The following is a 16,722-nucleotide window of genomic DNA, read 5'->3' as shown; positions in this document are numbered from 1 at the left end:
AAGCCAGTTCAGCTTTCTATCGGTTATGTCAGAGATTAATGCGTTTCAATTGCAATAGAGGCATCCGGCAGCCCTTCGGCAGATACTTTCACCTGTATCCCGCCCTTTTCTTCCGTGGGCTGAACGATGGCAATGGCTCTGCCACGGAACGTTTTCGGAGTGAGTGAACGGAAACTCTCCATATCATCATAAGCTGCATTACCACCGGCTATGACACGTCCTTCGCCGGAGTATTCTATCTTAACAGGGAAGAAAGCATCGGGAACCACATTTCCATCTTCATCCACCACCTCTATCTTCACGTAAGAAAGGTCGTCTTTGCAGGCTTTAATCCTGCTACGGTCGGCAGTCAGACGAATGGCGGCAGGCGCTCCGGCAGTTTTCAGGATAAATTCTTCCCTACCTTTAGAGTTTACGGCTTTCAGCGTACCCGGTTCGTAAGGAAGTTCGAAAGTAGCGGTGTAGTTTTCCTTACCGGTCTCTTTTTCGCCTACCAGACGGTCGTTCAAGTAGAGCTTTACTTTAGGGGAACGGCTGTAGACATTCACTGTCATAGTCTGCCCTTCACGGCCTTTCCAGTTCCAGCTTACAAGTTCGTTGGGCCAGCCCCAACCGTTTACCACTTCTTGCTTACCGGGAGTGACAGGGGCATGGACAGCCATCGTTATCGGACGCTCACGCCATAGCACGTCACGATAGTAGGATTGGGGCTTCTTATCGCCACAAAGATCAATGTCTCCGCACCAGCCATTATACCAGGGCCAGCCCATGAATTGCGGATTGTGTTCACCGGGAGCAAGCTCGAGGGCATGGGCAAGCCCGGCCTCACCGAGGTAATCAATGGCAGTCCAGACGAAATCGCCTATTATATAAGGATGCTTCTCTACCAGATTCCAGTTCTGCGCAGCTTCTTTAGGATAGGATTCACTGCCGTAGATGACACGGTCGGGGTAGGCGGCATGGTCACTTTCGTATTTGTGCCACACATAATTATAGCCTGCCACATCCAGGTTTCGGAAGATTCGGTAAGAATCTTTATCCCAAGTGAAGTGACGTCTGTCCCAGAAGTCATTCGAGCCTATGGTGGTGAAACGGGAAGTATCGTATTGGCGAATTGTGTTAACCAGCCTTTTGGAAATGAGATCTCCCTCGGGTTCATCGGCACGTTGTTCCACTTCATTCCCGATGCTCCACATAATGATGGAGGGGTGGTTACGGTCGCGACGGACGGATGCAGCCAAGTCACGGTCACTCCATTCATCAAAGAATTGGTGATAGTCTTGTTCGCGCTTCGCCCTCTGCCATTGGTCGAAGGTTTCGTGAATCACCAGAATGCCATGTTTGTCGCAAGCATCAAGGAAATGTTCGGAAACCTGGTTGTGCGAACATCTCACGGCATTGTATCCGTTGGCTTTCAACAATTCCACTTTCCGTTCTTCGGCACGGTCGATGGCTGCGGCCCCCAGCAGTCCGTTGTCATGATGAATACAACCGCCTTTCAGTTTCATGGGTTTACCATTCAACAGGAAGCCTTTCTCAGCAGAGAAGGAGATGGTTCGGATACCAAAAGGAACTGTAATCTTATCGTATTCCTTTTCGTCTGAAAAAAGAGATACTTCCGCCGTATAAAGCAGCGGTGTATCTACTGACCATAATTCGGGCTTTTTGATTGAGAAAGATGCTGCCACCGGAGTCTCATCAGAGAGTTCCACGTCTTGTGAAGTTGAAAACACTTCGTTTCCGGCAGGCGAATATATTTTAATACCTATTTTACCTGATTTATTTTGCAGGCCCTCATTATGTATAACAGTAGAGAACTTTATTACAGCATCCTTCTTTTGCAGTTCGGAAGCATCAACAAAAGTATCCCATTTATCCAGATAAAGTTTATTGGTTTTTATCAGCCATACGTGGCGGAAGATGCCCGAACCGGCATACCAACGGCTATTACGCCCCGCATTCACCACTTTCATGGCAATCGTATTCGGGATACCGGGAACATTCAGATAAGGAGTAATATCTACTTTATAGGACGTATAGCCATAGACATTGAAATTGGCTTTCTTGCCATTTATCCAAAGTTCGGACTGATTGTATACTCCTTCAAAATAGAGAACAATGCGTTTATCGGCATCACTTCCGGAAAGCGTGAATTCTTTCCGGTACCAGCCTTCACCACCTACGGTCTGTCCTGTGTCAACATTTCCTTCGCTCATACGCGAGAAGGGGCCGATGGTGACGCCTTCTTTCTGGAAAGGTAACGGTTCCACACTCCAATCGTGAGGAAGGTCAAGAACTCTCCAGCGGCTGTCATTGTATTCCGGCTGTTCGGCATTGGCAACAATGCCCAAATGAAATTTCCAGTTTTTATCGAAAAGAGTTTTCCTGTCGGATGCATGGAGTAGCGCGTCCGGTGATAATGTGAATAACAACACACAGATAAGAAGCAATTTGCTTACTGTTTTCATAATACTAATCACGATTTAAGTTGAATAATCCGAGGGACAAAATAAGTCCTTTGCAGATTAAGAGAAAGGATAAAAACAGGTTATCGACGGGATACAATTCATTCATGAAACGATTTTATACCCCATTGAAAGGATTTTATACCCTGCTTGAACCAGCCGTTCCCATAGCTTTGCCATCCTTTTGCCAAAGCTTAGGCAATGTCTTGACAAGGCTGTGGCAAAGTCTTGCCAAAGCTTAGGCAAGAACTCTGCACAGTGTGTTCTCTTTAATGCTTCACCGTGAACTTACGCGTAGCCGAACGGTTACCATCTACAAGCCGCAACATGTATAGTCCGGCAGGAAGTTCTGAAACATTCAACGTTGCAACACCAGTCCCGGCTGCCATCCCGGAAGAAAGAACTGAAACGCCCTGCATATTATAAATATGGAACGAGACTTTACCGGACGACGGGACAGAAGTATAAGTCACCTGCAATTCCCGGTCGGCAGGCAAAGGGCCGATAGACCATTCATCTCCGGATATCTGCGGGGTCGGGATGCCTACTGATTCGCCTTGGGCCAGCTTCTTAATCTCTTCCTCCGGCAACTCATAATTATAGACTCTGAAATCATCAATAGCTCCCTTAAACATCGGGTCGGTCGCAAACTGGCTGCGTCCGATGTAGTTCAGACATGGTTTAATATCAATCGGACGGATAGTAATATCTCCGGATGAAACAGCCAATTCTCCATTGACATAAATCCCGGCTTCCGCCTCGCCGACAGTAACAGCCAAGTGCACCCAGTTGCCAACGCGTATGGGAGAAGGCAGGATTGTTTCCAAAGACTGCTCCTCACCACCATTTTTCATTGCCAAACGAAGGGATTGCGTATCAGAACTATAAGTCAGGAACATGTACTGATTCTCTCCGCTGCCAAAGTCGAAGACACGCTGCCAGTCGGCACCGCCCGCCCACTTCACCCAACTGGCAACAGTCAGATTCTGATGGTTGGCAATATCCGTGGGCAATTGCAGGAATTCTGTTGAACCATTCAGTTGGATAGCCTTGCCTGCTTTGCCGGTCGTAAACGATGCCTTTTTCAAGGATGCGCCATGGTTCAGGTTTTCTGTCTCGTCGACCAAATCGCCGTCGAAAGCGTAATGCGCCACCAAGGCATGTACGCCGGTAGTAGCCGTAGTCACTTCCCGGGATTTCGGTGAACTGTTCAGACAGTCATCATTGGCTTTCACGGTATAATAATAGGTCTTTCCCGGCAGAACCTTATGCTCTACAAAGCTAGTGGCCTCCACATGGCGTGCAATAATCTCACAGGCACCACCCGGGGTTTCCGAGCGCAATATGGTATACTCAGTGGCATCCGCCTGCTTGTTCCATTTCAACAGAACAGATGCCGATTGCCCCTCCGCTGTCAGCCCCGTTGGAGCGGTTAAGGATTTGATTTCAATTTTAGATGCCGGAGCAGGTATCAGGCGCCACTGCTGTTGGTTGGAGCCATCTTTGTCTCCTTGCTGCACGTTGTAGCCCACCTCTTCCAGATACAGGGCGCTGTGGCGGCTGCGTATATAGAACCATCCGTCTTCGGCATACTCTAAAACCCACTGTTGGTTGCTGCCATTACCCACACCATAGATGGCAATATTTCCACCATCCTCCATCGACCAGTTCCATACATCAAATGACATTCCAGTGGTATAAGACGTAATATAGAAATAACTGAAGTCGCCGCCGATACGGTTAGAGACCGGACGGACATACCATTGCTGATAGGCTTTGGAGGTACTATATTTTCCGGTCTTTACATTGGCTCCCTGCTCTGTTGAGCCATTGGTTATTTCAACGGCACGCTGGCTGCCTCGGTTGACCAGGACATACAGTCCGTTGACAGCCGGTTGTATATCCTCTCCCCAGGTAATGTTCACAAGGCGTTCGGCATTCTTCTGGTCCTCCGTCTGATAACCGGTTCCTCCGGGCATCTCCAGATAGTATTCCCGTTGCGGCCCGTAGCCATCATAAAATACATCTCTTTCTGTAGAAACAAAACGATATGTGGTGGTCGTGGCCTGACGTTCGGAAACTCCGCCGAAAGCCTGTACTTTTCCATCAGGAGCACGATATACGGAGGCAGCAGTCCAGTTAGGACGATGTTCGGCATATGCCAGGCGTTCGCCACGGCTGGTTCTACAGAATTCGCCACGGGCATACTCTGCGCTGCCCCACCAGATACCCGTCTGCAAGCCATACTCCAGACCTACCATCGCCTCCATGACATTATGCATCTCATCGGCCGTAGCATGTTTCCCGTCTTTACGGACAGCCTCAAAGAAACCTGCATAACCATCGAATTCACCAGCCAACTGGTGGGTGTTTCCTTCATCAAGACGGTCTTTCAGGAAGTTATACCAGGGAAGGGCCTCATCACAGTTCAACGTATTTCCGCCACAAATACGGATATTTGCGAAGCGGGGATTCTTCTTCAGTTCACCGGCAATATTATAGAAATCTTCCCTGGTGCCTTGTCCTGTCCAGACGTAATCCGGTTCATTAAACGGGACAACAGAAACAACCTCTCTTCCTCCTTCCTGGAAATACCGGGTATGAAGGTCGATCATCTCAGCCCAGTTTGCGGCATTGCCCTTATAAAACTCATGCACAGAAGGATGGTCACTGTTCATCGTCAGTTTGGCATCGGGACCGGCAAAATCGGCCAACCTGAGGCGGGTGTTGATATATTCCTTCTGATCCGGATCCAGATCACCGTTCACCACGGGATGCGTAGGACGGAAAGAAACACGCACCACGTCTACCTGTCCCATAAATGCTTTTCCACGTCGTATATTGCCTTCATCAGCCCAGGCGGTATCCAGTCCCCACTCCACGGGGCGGATTACACCTTGTCCGCTAAGAGCAAAAGGCACACTGCGGTCGGCAACAGGTTGTGCTGCGATTGGGTTAGTTGCAGCTTCCGTCTGGGCAGACAAAGAAGATGATTCTGCTCCCAACGCTAATAAGGTAAGTAAGATTACGGATTTACTTTTGGAGAATTTTCCACTACCGATACAAGGGTTCTTCATAACAATGTTTTGATTTAAGTTTGGTTATCTCAAAACAAATCAAGCCATTTTCTATGAGAAGGAGGATACAGTAATCGGTTATCCAACGTGCATAATCCTTTCATGACAGGATCAGGTACCCAAATGAAAGGATTGTGCCCCCTGATTAATTATCTTCACGTAAAAGCTGGCCTCCTCCACTCTGTTTCTGTTGATATTCCGTCGGTGTAATCCCGAATTCATCCTTGAAGCATTTGGTGAAATACTTGGGAGTACTGAAGCCTACGGCATAAGCAATCTCCGATATGTTCTGCGTGCGGGAAAGCAACATCATACAGGCACGTTTCATCTTTATATTCCGCACAAAGTCCAAAGGTGTTAGCCCGGTCATGGACTTTATCTTGCGATATAGGGTAGACTTGGACATATTCATTTCTGTGGCAAGCTGTTCCAGGTCGTACTCCGCTTCTTCAAGATGTTGCTCGATACTGTCGATGATGGATTGCAGGAACTGCTTGTCGGCTGAGGGGAAGGCCAAGCCTTCCAGATTAATATTCTCCTCTTTACGGAAAGCAGCCTGGCGCATCCTTGAAGATTTGATGAGATTATCTACACGGGCAAAGAGTATCTTCAACTCGAACGGTTTGGCTATATACCCGTCAGCCCCCGCCTCGTAACTGGCCACACGGTCATCAATGCCATTCTTTGCCGTAAGTATGATGACAGGTATATGGTTAAAGCGCAAATCACCTTTTATGCGGGTGCAGAGTTCCCAACCATTGGTATCGGGCAACATGATATCACAGATTATCACATCCACTTCATTGTTGTTCAGTTTATCCCAAGCCTGCTGTCCGTCTACGGCTGTCAGCACACTATATCGCTCCCTGAACATCTCCTTCATGACAGACAGTAACTCCGTATTATCATCAATCAGCAGAATAGCAGGCTTATCCGTACCGTCAGACAGAACGCCATCTTCCTTCGCATTGTCGGGAACAACGTACTGATTCAGTGCTTCTTCTACTATCAATTCATCGGATGAATAGCTTTCTTTATCAATAGGAAGCGTCACGGTGAAACACGTACCTTGCCCCAGGATGCTCTCCACAGTAATGTTGCCATGATGCAGATTGACCAGATCTTTGGTCAGGGAAAGCCCGATTCCGTTCGATTCTATTCCCCTATTCCTCTTGCTGCTGTAGAAGCGGGTGAATATATGGGCAATCTCTTTACCAGGAATACCAACGCCCTCATCCTGCACTTTTACCACCAACACCTTATGCTCTGCCTCGTCAACAACTTGCACATCTACACAGATACGCTTATTATCTGGTGTATATTTTATGGCATTCGACAGCAAGTTATGCAATATCTTATCCAATTTATCGAAGTCCACATAGCCTTGCACTGCTTCCGCATTCACATGCGCCTCCAACGTGATATGCTTCTTTTCGGCAAGCGGCATGAAGTTTATCCGGCAGACATTCAGAATAAATTCACGGATGTCGCCTTCCGAAACATTCAGTTTCAGTTTTTCCACATCCATCTTACGGAAATCAAGAACCTGCTGTATCAGTCGCTTCAACTTGTCCACATTAGCTTTCAGCATGACGGACTGCTGGTGCACGGCAGGCGCCTTCTGGTCCAGATAATCAGATATGCAAGAGATGACGGTGAGTGGTGTCAGCAGTTCGTGGGAAACATTGGTAAAGTATGTCAACTTTGTCCGCGTCAGCTCTTCCTGCAACTTCACCTCACTCTTTAACCTGATACGGCGCATATAAAGCCGGATTACGGTATAGAAACACAATGCAACAAAGATGGTATAAATGAAATATGCAAGCCAGGTTTCATAGAAAGCAGGTTCCTTCACAAGGGTCAGCAGCATTTCACTCTCTGTCCATTTGCCCCGTTCATACTCCAGTTTCAAACGGAATTTATAAGTTCCCTTTGACAAGTGATTATAAAAAGCAGAGTATCTTCCGTAATCCGAATAAATCCAATCCTGATCCACCCCTTCCAACCTATATGCCACGCGGTATCTGGCATTTAACGAATAGACAAGCGGGGAGAAAGAGATTTCAATATTCCGGTCATCCGGATTCAGAATTACTTTGCTGATTGTATTTTTTCCCGAATGACCGGCAAAGAAGACACTCTTATCCTCAACCTTGACATCAGTGATATGCAGGCTCGGACGAATCTTGTTCCCTTGCGGCGCACTGCCGGGCCGGATATGTATAAATCCCCGGTGTCCGCCTACATAGAGTCCGCCCCACCCATCGAGACTGATTGCCTTGTATCTGAACACATCTACCATGATGTTTTCATCCGCAGTGGAATAGTTCCGGAAAGTCTGTGAATCGACATTATATTGCAACACCTTCTTATTAGCAATGATCCATACATTATTCTCATCGGAGAGTAAGCCCAGAACGGTACAGTCATCCAATACATTATCCAACGACACATTCTCAAAGGTTTTCATCGCCTCATCCGACCTGAACACCCGTCCCCAAGAAGTATTCAGCCACAGACAGCCTTTTCTGTCAATACAAATGTTATTTATAGCTTCCTTATCTGATATTGCCGAAACTTGCCCTTTCAGTTCACAAACAACCTGCCCGTCAACGCAGCTCAGCCGATAAAACTGCTTATCGCCGGACATACCCCAGATTTCTCCCTGAACATCTTTCGTCAGGATGGCCATTCCGGGAATATCTCCACCTGATACCACCAATGTTCCGTCATCAGGACGCTTTACATTCAGATTTGTCCATGTAGATATCCACAGATTACCGCCTTTATCTTCAATCAGATTGTTTACTCCACCCACATTGATATCTTCTTCAACCTGTACCTTCATGCCTCGTTGTGTCACTCTCATCACATGCGGAGAAAAGCTCGAATTGATCCACACACCGGGTTTATGAAGAGACTTCACCACGAGGTTGACTTCTCCCAGACCGCTATCCGCAAACAAATTCCGTGACAAATCATACAAACACAGCCCGTATCTATCCTGTCTGAACCACATGACACTGTCCTGACTTTGGCAAAGATTCAGAATATTGGCATCCCATCCCATCTCTTCTTTCAGTTGGGGAAGAAGGTAGTTGTCCACATTTGAATTATCAAAAAAGATAGTGTATGCCATATCAAAAGAAGGCAGCCACAGATTGCCTTCCTTATCCTTATGAATCCGGGTATACATCATGTGTGTATCAACCAAGTCGTGTATATCAACCTTCTCCAGGATTCCTCCACTGGCACATCTGAAAGCATGAAGCCCGGCATAAGACAGCATCCAGAGATAACCGAATGTATCATCCTGCTCTAAACTGAAAATAACAGATTCAACTCCACTCTTACCTATATCATGCCTCTTATAGTGTCCTCCCTTCTGAGCATCCGGCAAAAACTGCCACAGTCCTTCTCCCCAGGTTCCTATCCAGTAATTGCCGGAGCTATCTTGGCACATGACATACGCCGAATGCCCGTTCCCGAATGGCGGATAGCGGAAAAAAGAGTCTGTTTCCGGCTCGTATCTGAATATGCCGCACGATCCTACTCCCCAGAGTTGTTTCTCCTTATCTATATAAATATGATTAATTACATATCTGTTTGAAGCACCAAGCTCATACTCCTTCACAACATGGGCAGCAGAATCGCAGCGATACATCTTACCTGCAGCAGCTATCCAGACAGACTCTTCCTTATCAATCGTGATGGCATCGATAACCTTGTCCCGGAAGCGTGCATCGGGAAAGGGAATCACCCGGCAAGTTTGCTTATCATACAGGTTTATTCCCCTCTGTGTACCAATCCATACATACGAGTCATTGTCATTGATAGTAGTGATTGAATTATTCGTCAGCACATTCTGATTCTTATAGTCGGACCGGAATGTATTCAACTGATATCCATCGTAACGGGACAAACCATTTGTGGTGCCAATCCAGAAATAACCCTCCCTGTCCTGATGAATATTAAAAATCTCATTGGACGAAAGTTGATTGAAGAAGGGGAATTGTCTGGAGAGCATGTGTTGAGCACTTGCACACAGCCCTCCCAGCAATAGAAATATACAAAGGAGAAGATATCTCATAGCACAATGATATGGTTACGGGAGCAAAGGTATAAAAAAACAAGACAAGGGCCACATCTTTTAAAGAGAACCTCATTCTTCAACAATGACCAGATCCCAGGGAGCAATCATGATGGAATCTCCTTCGCTTAAGGTTTTATTCTTCAGTAATTCCTTTCCCTTGGATGCATAATTATATGCTACCGTTTGAGATACAGGTGAATAATTAAAGATATAACGGATTGTACGCCCTTTATCATTCGTTCCCTTCTTCACTATTATCGGAAACTTATATTCGCCATCGGAAATGATGCCGGCTTTCACTGCTTCTGTGCGAACTATCTTCTCAAGTAACTCTTGTGTAGGATAAGAGGCAATATACACCAGTGAGCCCTTGCCGTAATTATTCTCAGTTATCACAGGCCACTTTCCAAAGAACGGATGGTCGGCATAGGCCAGAGGACGGGCGGTTTCGGGAATGACGAATTCCATTATCTCCCCAATGGCTCTTTTGTTATCCAATCCAAATGGATTGTCCTTCAACTCCATCCAGCCAATGGTTGAGTTCTCCTGATAATAGAACCCGCATGCTTTGCGCAAAGGACCAGGAGCCAACATAGCCCTGACTGCGGAATGCTCATTGCAGTAGCCGCTTTTATACATCATAATTACTTTACCACCGTTCTTCACAAAAGCATCTATCTTTTCCAGAAGTTCATCAGTAGCAATGTAAAGAGGAGGAATAACCAACATTTTATACCCAGAGAAGTCGCTCACCTTGTCACAATGAACAATATCCGTTTCTATATTCATATTATAGAGCGAAGCATGTATCATCTCGACAGGATAGTTATCACCGTGAGTGTAAGGCATGAATCTTAATCCATAATAAGAGTCATGACTATAAAGGATAGCTACATCATTCTTCTTTTTAAGGTTGACCAGTTTGCTGCCTATGTTTTTCAGCTCTTTTGCGGTAGCTGCAAACTCACGATAAATGCGGTTCGGTTCAAGATCGTGCCCTAAGATACCTTTCCAGTATGTCTCCTGCCCATAATGTATAGAGTGCCAATGCCAATATTCGACCATATTTGCCCCGGATGCCAGATGCGAATATACGTTTTGCCTGAGTTGGTTATCGTAGGGCGGATACTGATATCTTGCATCCCAACCTGTGGTCTGGGCATTGGTTTCAGTAATCAGATAATTGCCTTTGGCAACAGTCCGCATGTGGTCACCGGAGTATGATATAGCCCTGCCATTCTGACCATCCTGCACACTATGATAGGGGTTAATGGCAGGATACTCCATCTGGCGGAAACTCTCCACCTGATCTATTTCATGGAAAGCCGGCATGAAACAATGCGTCACAAACTGGTCTTTCCGCTTGTACTCATTTACAATATCTACCTGCCAATTCAAGAAGTCAGCAATTCTTTTCCGCCCATAACGTTCCCACTCATTCTTATATGAAGGATTGGTGACACCATCTCTCGTATAGAACTCCTCCCAACTGTGGATGTTCATACTCCAGTAATTCAAACCCCATGCCTTATTTAAAGAATCGAGATTATTATCAAACTTCTTTTTGATATAACTTCTGAATCCTACAAAGAAGTCATGGTTATTGGTACCGCGTGCAGTAGCTTCATTATCTACCTGATATCCGATAATAGCAGGATGATTCGCATAGTGTTCCATCATTTTGCGAATGATGCGCTCACTGTAGAACAGGTAGGTAGGATTAGTCAGGTCCATATTCTGGCGTGTGCCATAATAGGCTTTGCCTCCCCGTTCGTAGACAGCCAGCACTTCGGGATGCTTTTCAGCCATCCAGGCAGGTATGGCATAGGTGGGAGTTCCTAAGATTACTTTTATGTTTGCCTGATGCATCTTATCTATTATCCGATCCATCCATTCAAACTCGAATTCACCCTCGCGAGGCTCGAATAGCCCCCATGACGATTCTCCGACACGAACAACGGAGAGTCCGCAGTCTTTCATCATCTGAATATCTTTATCCAACCGGTCCGCCGGCATATATTCATGATAATAAGCAGCACCATACAACACATTATCAAATTTGTATTGTGCGTTGGCAAGCGCAGGAAACAATAAAGATACAATCAATAGAAAAGAGATTACGTGTTTTTCAGTTTTCATATTCTTCTAAGTTTTAGTTCTACTTCCGCTGACAAAGCCCGGAAACTTCATAAGCCTAATTCTCCCTGTAAAAGTAGGCATAATAATTACTTTCAACGGAAGGCTTTTTATTCAAAAAGCCGGTGAAATCCGGTCGCACCCAATAATGACTAAAAGCCCCCTATACTTTGAATCAATTCCCCAATAAATGATATACTCCGCCCACCATTGCCTTTATCACACCTTTCATCTCCAATTCAAAAAGCAGGCTGGTCATACGGTTCACGGGAATATCAGCTTCTACCACCAGCGTATTGATATGCAAGTCGCCCAAGCGGGAAAGAATACGGACGACGGACTCCTCTTCGTCAGTCAGTTCGAGGAAAAGGTTACGTTGAATACCTTCCGGCTTGGCTGACTGCTCCTCGGCGTTCCAGCCCACAGCCTGCACAAACTCTTCGGCAGACTGGATGAGGGCGGCTTTGTTATCGCGTATCAACAAGTTACAACCCTTTGAGGAAGCATCGGTGATGCGCCCGGGAACAGCAAAGCAATCGCGATGATAGTCCACGGCTAAATCTGCTGTAATAAGGGAACCGCCTTTATCGGCAGACTCTACAACGATGGTGGCATCACTCATACCCGCCACAATGCGGTTGCGGCTGACAAAGTTATGGCGGTCAGGATTGGTTTCGGTAAGGAATTCAGTGAGTAGTCCACCATTTTCCAGCATATCAATGGCTGTTTTGCGGTGGACGTATGGATAAATACGGTCCAGCCCGTGGGCAAGAACGGCCACGGTGGAAAGGTTGTTGGCAAGGGCGGCACGATGGGCATGGATGTCTATGCCATAGGCCAGACCGCTGACGACCAGGACATCCGGACAAAGGGCCGATAAATCATGCAGGAAATCGGCACAAAACTGCTTGCCGTATTCCGTGGCATTACGGGTGCCCACCATATCAATTACACGAAGGCGGTTGAAATCGGTATTACCCTTGAAGAAAAGGACTGCCGGAGCATCCTCACATTCGCGCAGGCGGGAGGGGTAGGCTTCGTCTTTCAGGGTGAGACAGGTTAACCGGTTCTTTTCCACGAACTCCATTTCATGTTCGGCACGTAGAAAAGCGGCGGGATTATCGAGAGCTGCAATCACAGCAGAACTTACACAGGAAAGGAGCTCAGGCAGTTCCTGGCGCCGGCTGAAGACTTCGGCGGCACTACCCATACCCTCTATTAAACGCTTTGCCCCGATATGTCCAATACCGGGGCAAAGTGTGAGGGCTATACTGCAAATACGTTCGTCGTTATTCACGATAGTGAGTGATTAGGGGTAAGTGATTAGTGATTAGCAGTGAGGTAGGGTGCAAAGATTCCGTCAAATAGTTCGCTGTCGCTCAAACGTCCGTTCACCAGACAAACTGTTTCGACTACCGCCTTGACTACTATTTTATTGTCACTCTTCCTGAAGATGTCCTGATAGAAAACATACTTGATGCCTTCCTTCTTCATATAGAGTTTGGAAACAAACTCGTCGGCACTCTTCAACGGAGTTTTAAACGCCATATTGATGCGTGCCACCACCGGGTCTACACCCTGCTCGTGCAGCTTGGCAAAACTGACGCCTGTAGAAGAAAGAAACTCATGCCTGGTATGTTCCAGATAATGCTGATAGTTTGCATTATTCACAATACCTTGCAGGTCGCACTCATAGTCGCGCACCTTCATCTCCAATTCATAGATATACTTTTCCATAATAAAACTTAAATGACACACTTATGACACACTTTCTTTGAAAATGACACACTTGTGACACACTCTATCTGAATCATTTTACAGGTATAGCTTTACAATTATAAAGTGTGTCAAAAGTGTGTCATCCCCGTTTTTTTTCAATATCCAGCCCCTTGAACTTCTTCAATTCTTCTGTAGAAACCAGCTTGTACAACTTGTCACTGGGGCGTATTTTGTCCGCTTTCATCGAGAAATGTTGCCCTTTCTTCACCGTTTGCACAGGCTCCAGATTGACGCGGGCCTCATCAAGTGTCATGAATACCGCACCGGTAGTCGGACCCGTAATCAATATCTTGTCTCCCACATTCAGTTCGGCAGCTTCTACCAAGAACTCGGCAACACCGATATTAGAAAAGTACCTGATACCTTTGCCTACGTAGATTTTACGTTCCGTAGCCGCCGAACCGTAATTCTTCGTCCACTCGCCAAGGCGTTGTCCCAGATAGTATCCGTCCCAGAAGCCACGGTTGAAAACCGTCTTCAGGCGTTCATCCCAGACGGCAATCTTTTCATCCGTGAATGTACCGTCCAGATAAGAGCGGATGGCCTCTTTATAGCATTCCACCACCGTGCGAACATACTCAGGTCCGCGGGCACGCCCTTCTATCTTGAACACACGCACGCCTGCGTCCAGCATCTTGTTCATGAAGTGAATGGTTTTCAGGTCTTTGGGCGACATGATATACTGGTTATCCACTTCCAACTCCACGTCCGTCTCCTTATCGCGTACCACGTAAGAGCGGCGGCACACTTGCATGCAAGCGCCGCGGTTGGCCGAGTGGTTCATCTCGTGCAGAGAAAGATAACACTTTCCGGAGACTGCCATGCAGAGTGCACCGTGACAGAACATCTCGATACGGATAGGCTCGCCACTGGGACCACAGATATTCTCTTCGCAGATATGACGGTAAATCTCCGCTACCTGTTCCAAATTCAACTCGCGTGCCAGCACCACCACATCTGCAAACTGTGCATAGAAGCGCAGGGCTTCCACGTTGGAGATATTCAATTGGGTGCTGAGGTGCACTTCCTGACCTATCTGCCGCGCATAGCTCATCACAGCCACGTCTGCCGCAATCACCGCAGAGATGCCGGCAGCCTTTGCGGCGTCTATAATGGTGCGCATCAGTGCAAGGTCCTGGTCGTAAATAATGGTATTGACGGTGAGGTAGCTCTTCATCCCGTGCTCGTCACACGTCTGCGCTATTTCCCGCAAGTCTTCAACGGTGAAGGTATTCGCTGAACGGGCGCGCATATTCAGGTTCTCAATACCGAAATAGATAGAGTCGGCTCCTGCCTGGATAGCTGCTGCGAGTGATTCGCGTGAGCCGACAGGGGCCATGATTTCAAAATCCTTTAAATCCATAAATCAATCATATAGTTTATAACAACCGTATCATCCTCGTATCAACTCCGTACCTGCTCCGTACTCGCTCCGTGTCCCTTTATATGGAGATGATACGGAGGAGGTACGGAGAAGATACGGAGTTCGCATGGAGATTGTACGGAGTTCATACAGAGATGACTACTCATCACTTATTTTCCCTGTGCCTGCAATTCTTGCTGTAGTTCAGTAGCAATTTCCATGCCCAACTGCTGGCCTATTTGCATGCTCTCAGTCATCATGGCAGGGGTAGAAGTACCCAGTTTCTTTCCGACGGGTGATTCATAGAAAGCGACTATTTTTTTCAAATCATCCAGTGTCAGGTATTTCTGATAGATAGGAGCATAAAGTTCCGCCAGTTTAGAACCGAATTTTGATTCCCATTTCTTCTGGAAACCATCCCAGAAAGAAGCTGAAGCCGAGGGTGATTGTTGTTTCAACATAGCAATCATCTGTGGTACCATAGCCTTTGCCGATGCCATAGAACCGGATGCTTCCAGCATTTTTTCCAACGTAGCCTTGTACTCGTTACTCGGAGTTTGTGCCGAAACCGAAGATGTCGCAGCAAACAGCATAGCCACACACATCACAACTAAAACCAAACCTTTTTTCATAATTCCATATTAGTTAAATAAATGAATGATACAAAGGTAGGCTTTTTTCCGTATTTTTGCAGCGAAATAATCATTTAGTTCAATTTGTCCATGAAGATAGGCCACATAGACCTGGGCGAACGCCCCATACTTTTAGCCCCGATGGAGGACGTCACCGACCCTGCATTCCGACTGATGTGCAAGAAGTTCGGTGCAGACATGGTGTACACGGAATTCGTATCGAGTGACGCATTGATACGCTCCGTCAGCAAGACCGAGCAGAAGCTGAATATCAGCGATAAGGAGCGTCCTGTAGCCATACAGATATACGGTAAGGACACGGAAACAATGGTGGAAGCCGCACGCATTGTGGAAGAAGCACGCCCGGATATTCTCGACATCAACTTCGGCTGCCCCGTGAAGCGCGTAGCAGGCAAAGGCGCAGGCGCAGGCATGCTACAGAATATTCCTAAGATGCTCGAAATCACCCGTGCCGTAGTGGATGCAGTAAAAATACCCGTCACCGTAAAGACTCGTCTGGGCTGGGATGCCAACAACAAAATCATTGTAGAACTTGCCGAACAACTACAGGATTGCGGCATTGCCGCCCTCACCATCCACGGTCGCACCCGTGCACAGATGTACACCGGCGAAGCGGACTGGACGCTTATCGGCGAAGTGAAAAAGAACCCGCGAATGCACATCCCCATCATCGGGAACGGAGACGTCACCACCCCCCAGAGGGCAAAAGAGTGCTTCGACCTCTACGGTGTAGATGCCATTATGATAGGACGTGCCAGCTTTGGGCGCCCGTGGATATTCAAGGAGGTACGGCATTATCTGGAAACGGGCGAGGAACTCCCCCCGCTGAGTGCCGAATGGAGACTGGGCGTGCTGCGGCAGGAAGTGGAAGACAGCGTCAATCTGCTGGATGAAAGAAGAGGGATTCTGCATGTACGCCGCCATCTGGCAGCAAGCCCCCTGTTCAAGGGGATACCGAACTTCCGGGATACGCGTATCGCCATGCTGCGTGCGGAAACAAAGGAGGAACTGTTCCGAATATTCGACAGCATCGAAGGTTCCCTGTTCTCTGCATTATAATATGCCATTTATTCTAAAAACCGAAAGCTTATAATCACCTCTGTATATAAACAGCTTATTCATAAAGCTTTCGGAACGCGTTCGTAAAGCTTCCAGA

Annotated in this window: 9 protein-coding genes; 1 reads left to right on the top strand and 8 read right to left on the bottom strand. The window is 47.0% G+C overall.

What is annotated here, in order from left to right:
- Nucleotides 1-35: 35 nt before the first annotated feature.
- The 8 genes from HMPREF9447_RS12735 to HMPREF9447_RS12700 form a co-directional block, all read right to left on the bottom strand.
- Nucleotides 36-2,468: a glycoside hydrolase family 2 TIM barrel-domain containing protein gene (locus HMPREF9447_RS12735; protein ID WP_009130150.1), complete on the bottom strand. Its 2,433-nt coding sequence runs from the start codon at nucleotides 2,466-2,468 to the stop codon at nucleotides 36-38.
- Between the two features lie 266 nt (nucleotides 2,469-2,734).
- Nucleotides 2,735-5,542: a LamG-like jellyroll fold domain-containing protein gene (locus tag HMPREF9447_RS12730; RefSeq protein ID WP_009130149.1), complete on the bottom strand. Its 2,808-nt coding sequence runs from the start codon at nucleotides 5,540-5,542 to the stop codon at nucleotides 2,735-2,737.
- A 145-nt stretch (nucleotides 5,543-5,687) separates the two neighbouring features.
- A complete protein-coding gene (locus tag HMPREF9447_RS12725) occupies nucleotides 5,688-9,632 on the bottom strand; it encodes a hybrid sensor histidine kinase/response regulator transcription factor (RefSeq protein WP_009130148.1) in 3,945 nt (1,314 codons plus the stop codon).
- 72 nt (nucleotides 9,633-9,704) lie between these two features.
- Nucleotides 9,705-11,774 carry a beta-galactosidase gene (locus HMPREF9447_RS12720; RefSeq protein WP_009130147.1) on the bottom strand — a complete coding sequence of 690 codons (2,070 nt, stop codon included), beginning with the start codon at nucleotides 11,772-11,774 and terminating at the stop codon, nucleotides 9,705-9,707.
- 172 nt (nucleotides 11,775-11,946) lie between these two features.
- Nucleotides 11,947-13,068: a DNA-processing protein DprA gene (gene dprA / locus HMPREF9447_RS12715; RefSeq protein ID WP_009130146.1), complete on the bottom strand. Its 1,122-nt coding sequence runs from the start codon at nucleotides 13,066-13,068 to the stop codon at nucleotides 11,947-11,949.
- Nucleotides 13,069-13,094: 26 nt separating this feature from the next.
- Nucleotides 13,095-13,508: an acyl-CoA thioesterase gene (locus HMPREF9447_RS12710; protein WP_009130145.1), complete on the bottom strand. Its 414-nt coding sequence runs from the start codon at nucleotides 13,506-13,508 to the stop codon at nucleotides 13,095-13,097.
- A 121-nt stretch (nucleotides 13,509-13,629) separates the two neighbouring features.
- On the bottom strand, nucleotides 13,630-14,913 hold the full coding sequence (locus HMPREF9447_RS12705) for a peptidase U32 family protein (protein ID WP_009130144.1): 1,284 nt from the start codon (nucleotides 14,911-14,913) through the stop codon (nucleotides 13,630-13,632).
- Between the two features lie 170 nt (nucleotides 14,914-15,083).
- Nucleotides 15,084-15,545 (bottom strand): DUF2059 domain-containing protein, encoded by a 462-nt coding sequence (locus HMPREF9447_RS12700; RefSeq protein ID WP_009130143.1) that lies wholly within the window; start codon nucleotides 15,543-15,545, stop codon nucleotides 15,084-15,086.
- Nucleotides 15,546-15,635: 90 nt separating this feature from the next.
- Here HMPREF9447_RS12700 and dusB point away from each other — a divergent pair, with 90 nt between their 5' ends.
- Entirely contained in the window at nucleotides 15,636-16,625 is a 990-nt protein-coding gene (gene dusB / locus HMPREF9447_RS12695; protein WP_009130142.1) for a tRNA dihydrouridine synthase DusB, read from the top strand.
- Nucleotides 16,626-16,722: the final 97 nt, after the last annotated feature.

This window comes from Bacteroides oleiciplenus YIT 12058 (assembly GCF_000315485.1).
GTDB lineage: Bacteria > Bacteroidota > Bacteroidia > Bacteroidales > Bacteroidaceae > Bacteroides > Bacteroides oleiciplenus.
This window is presented reverse-complemented; position numbering and strand designations above follow the sequence as displayed.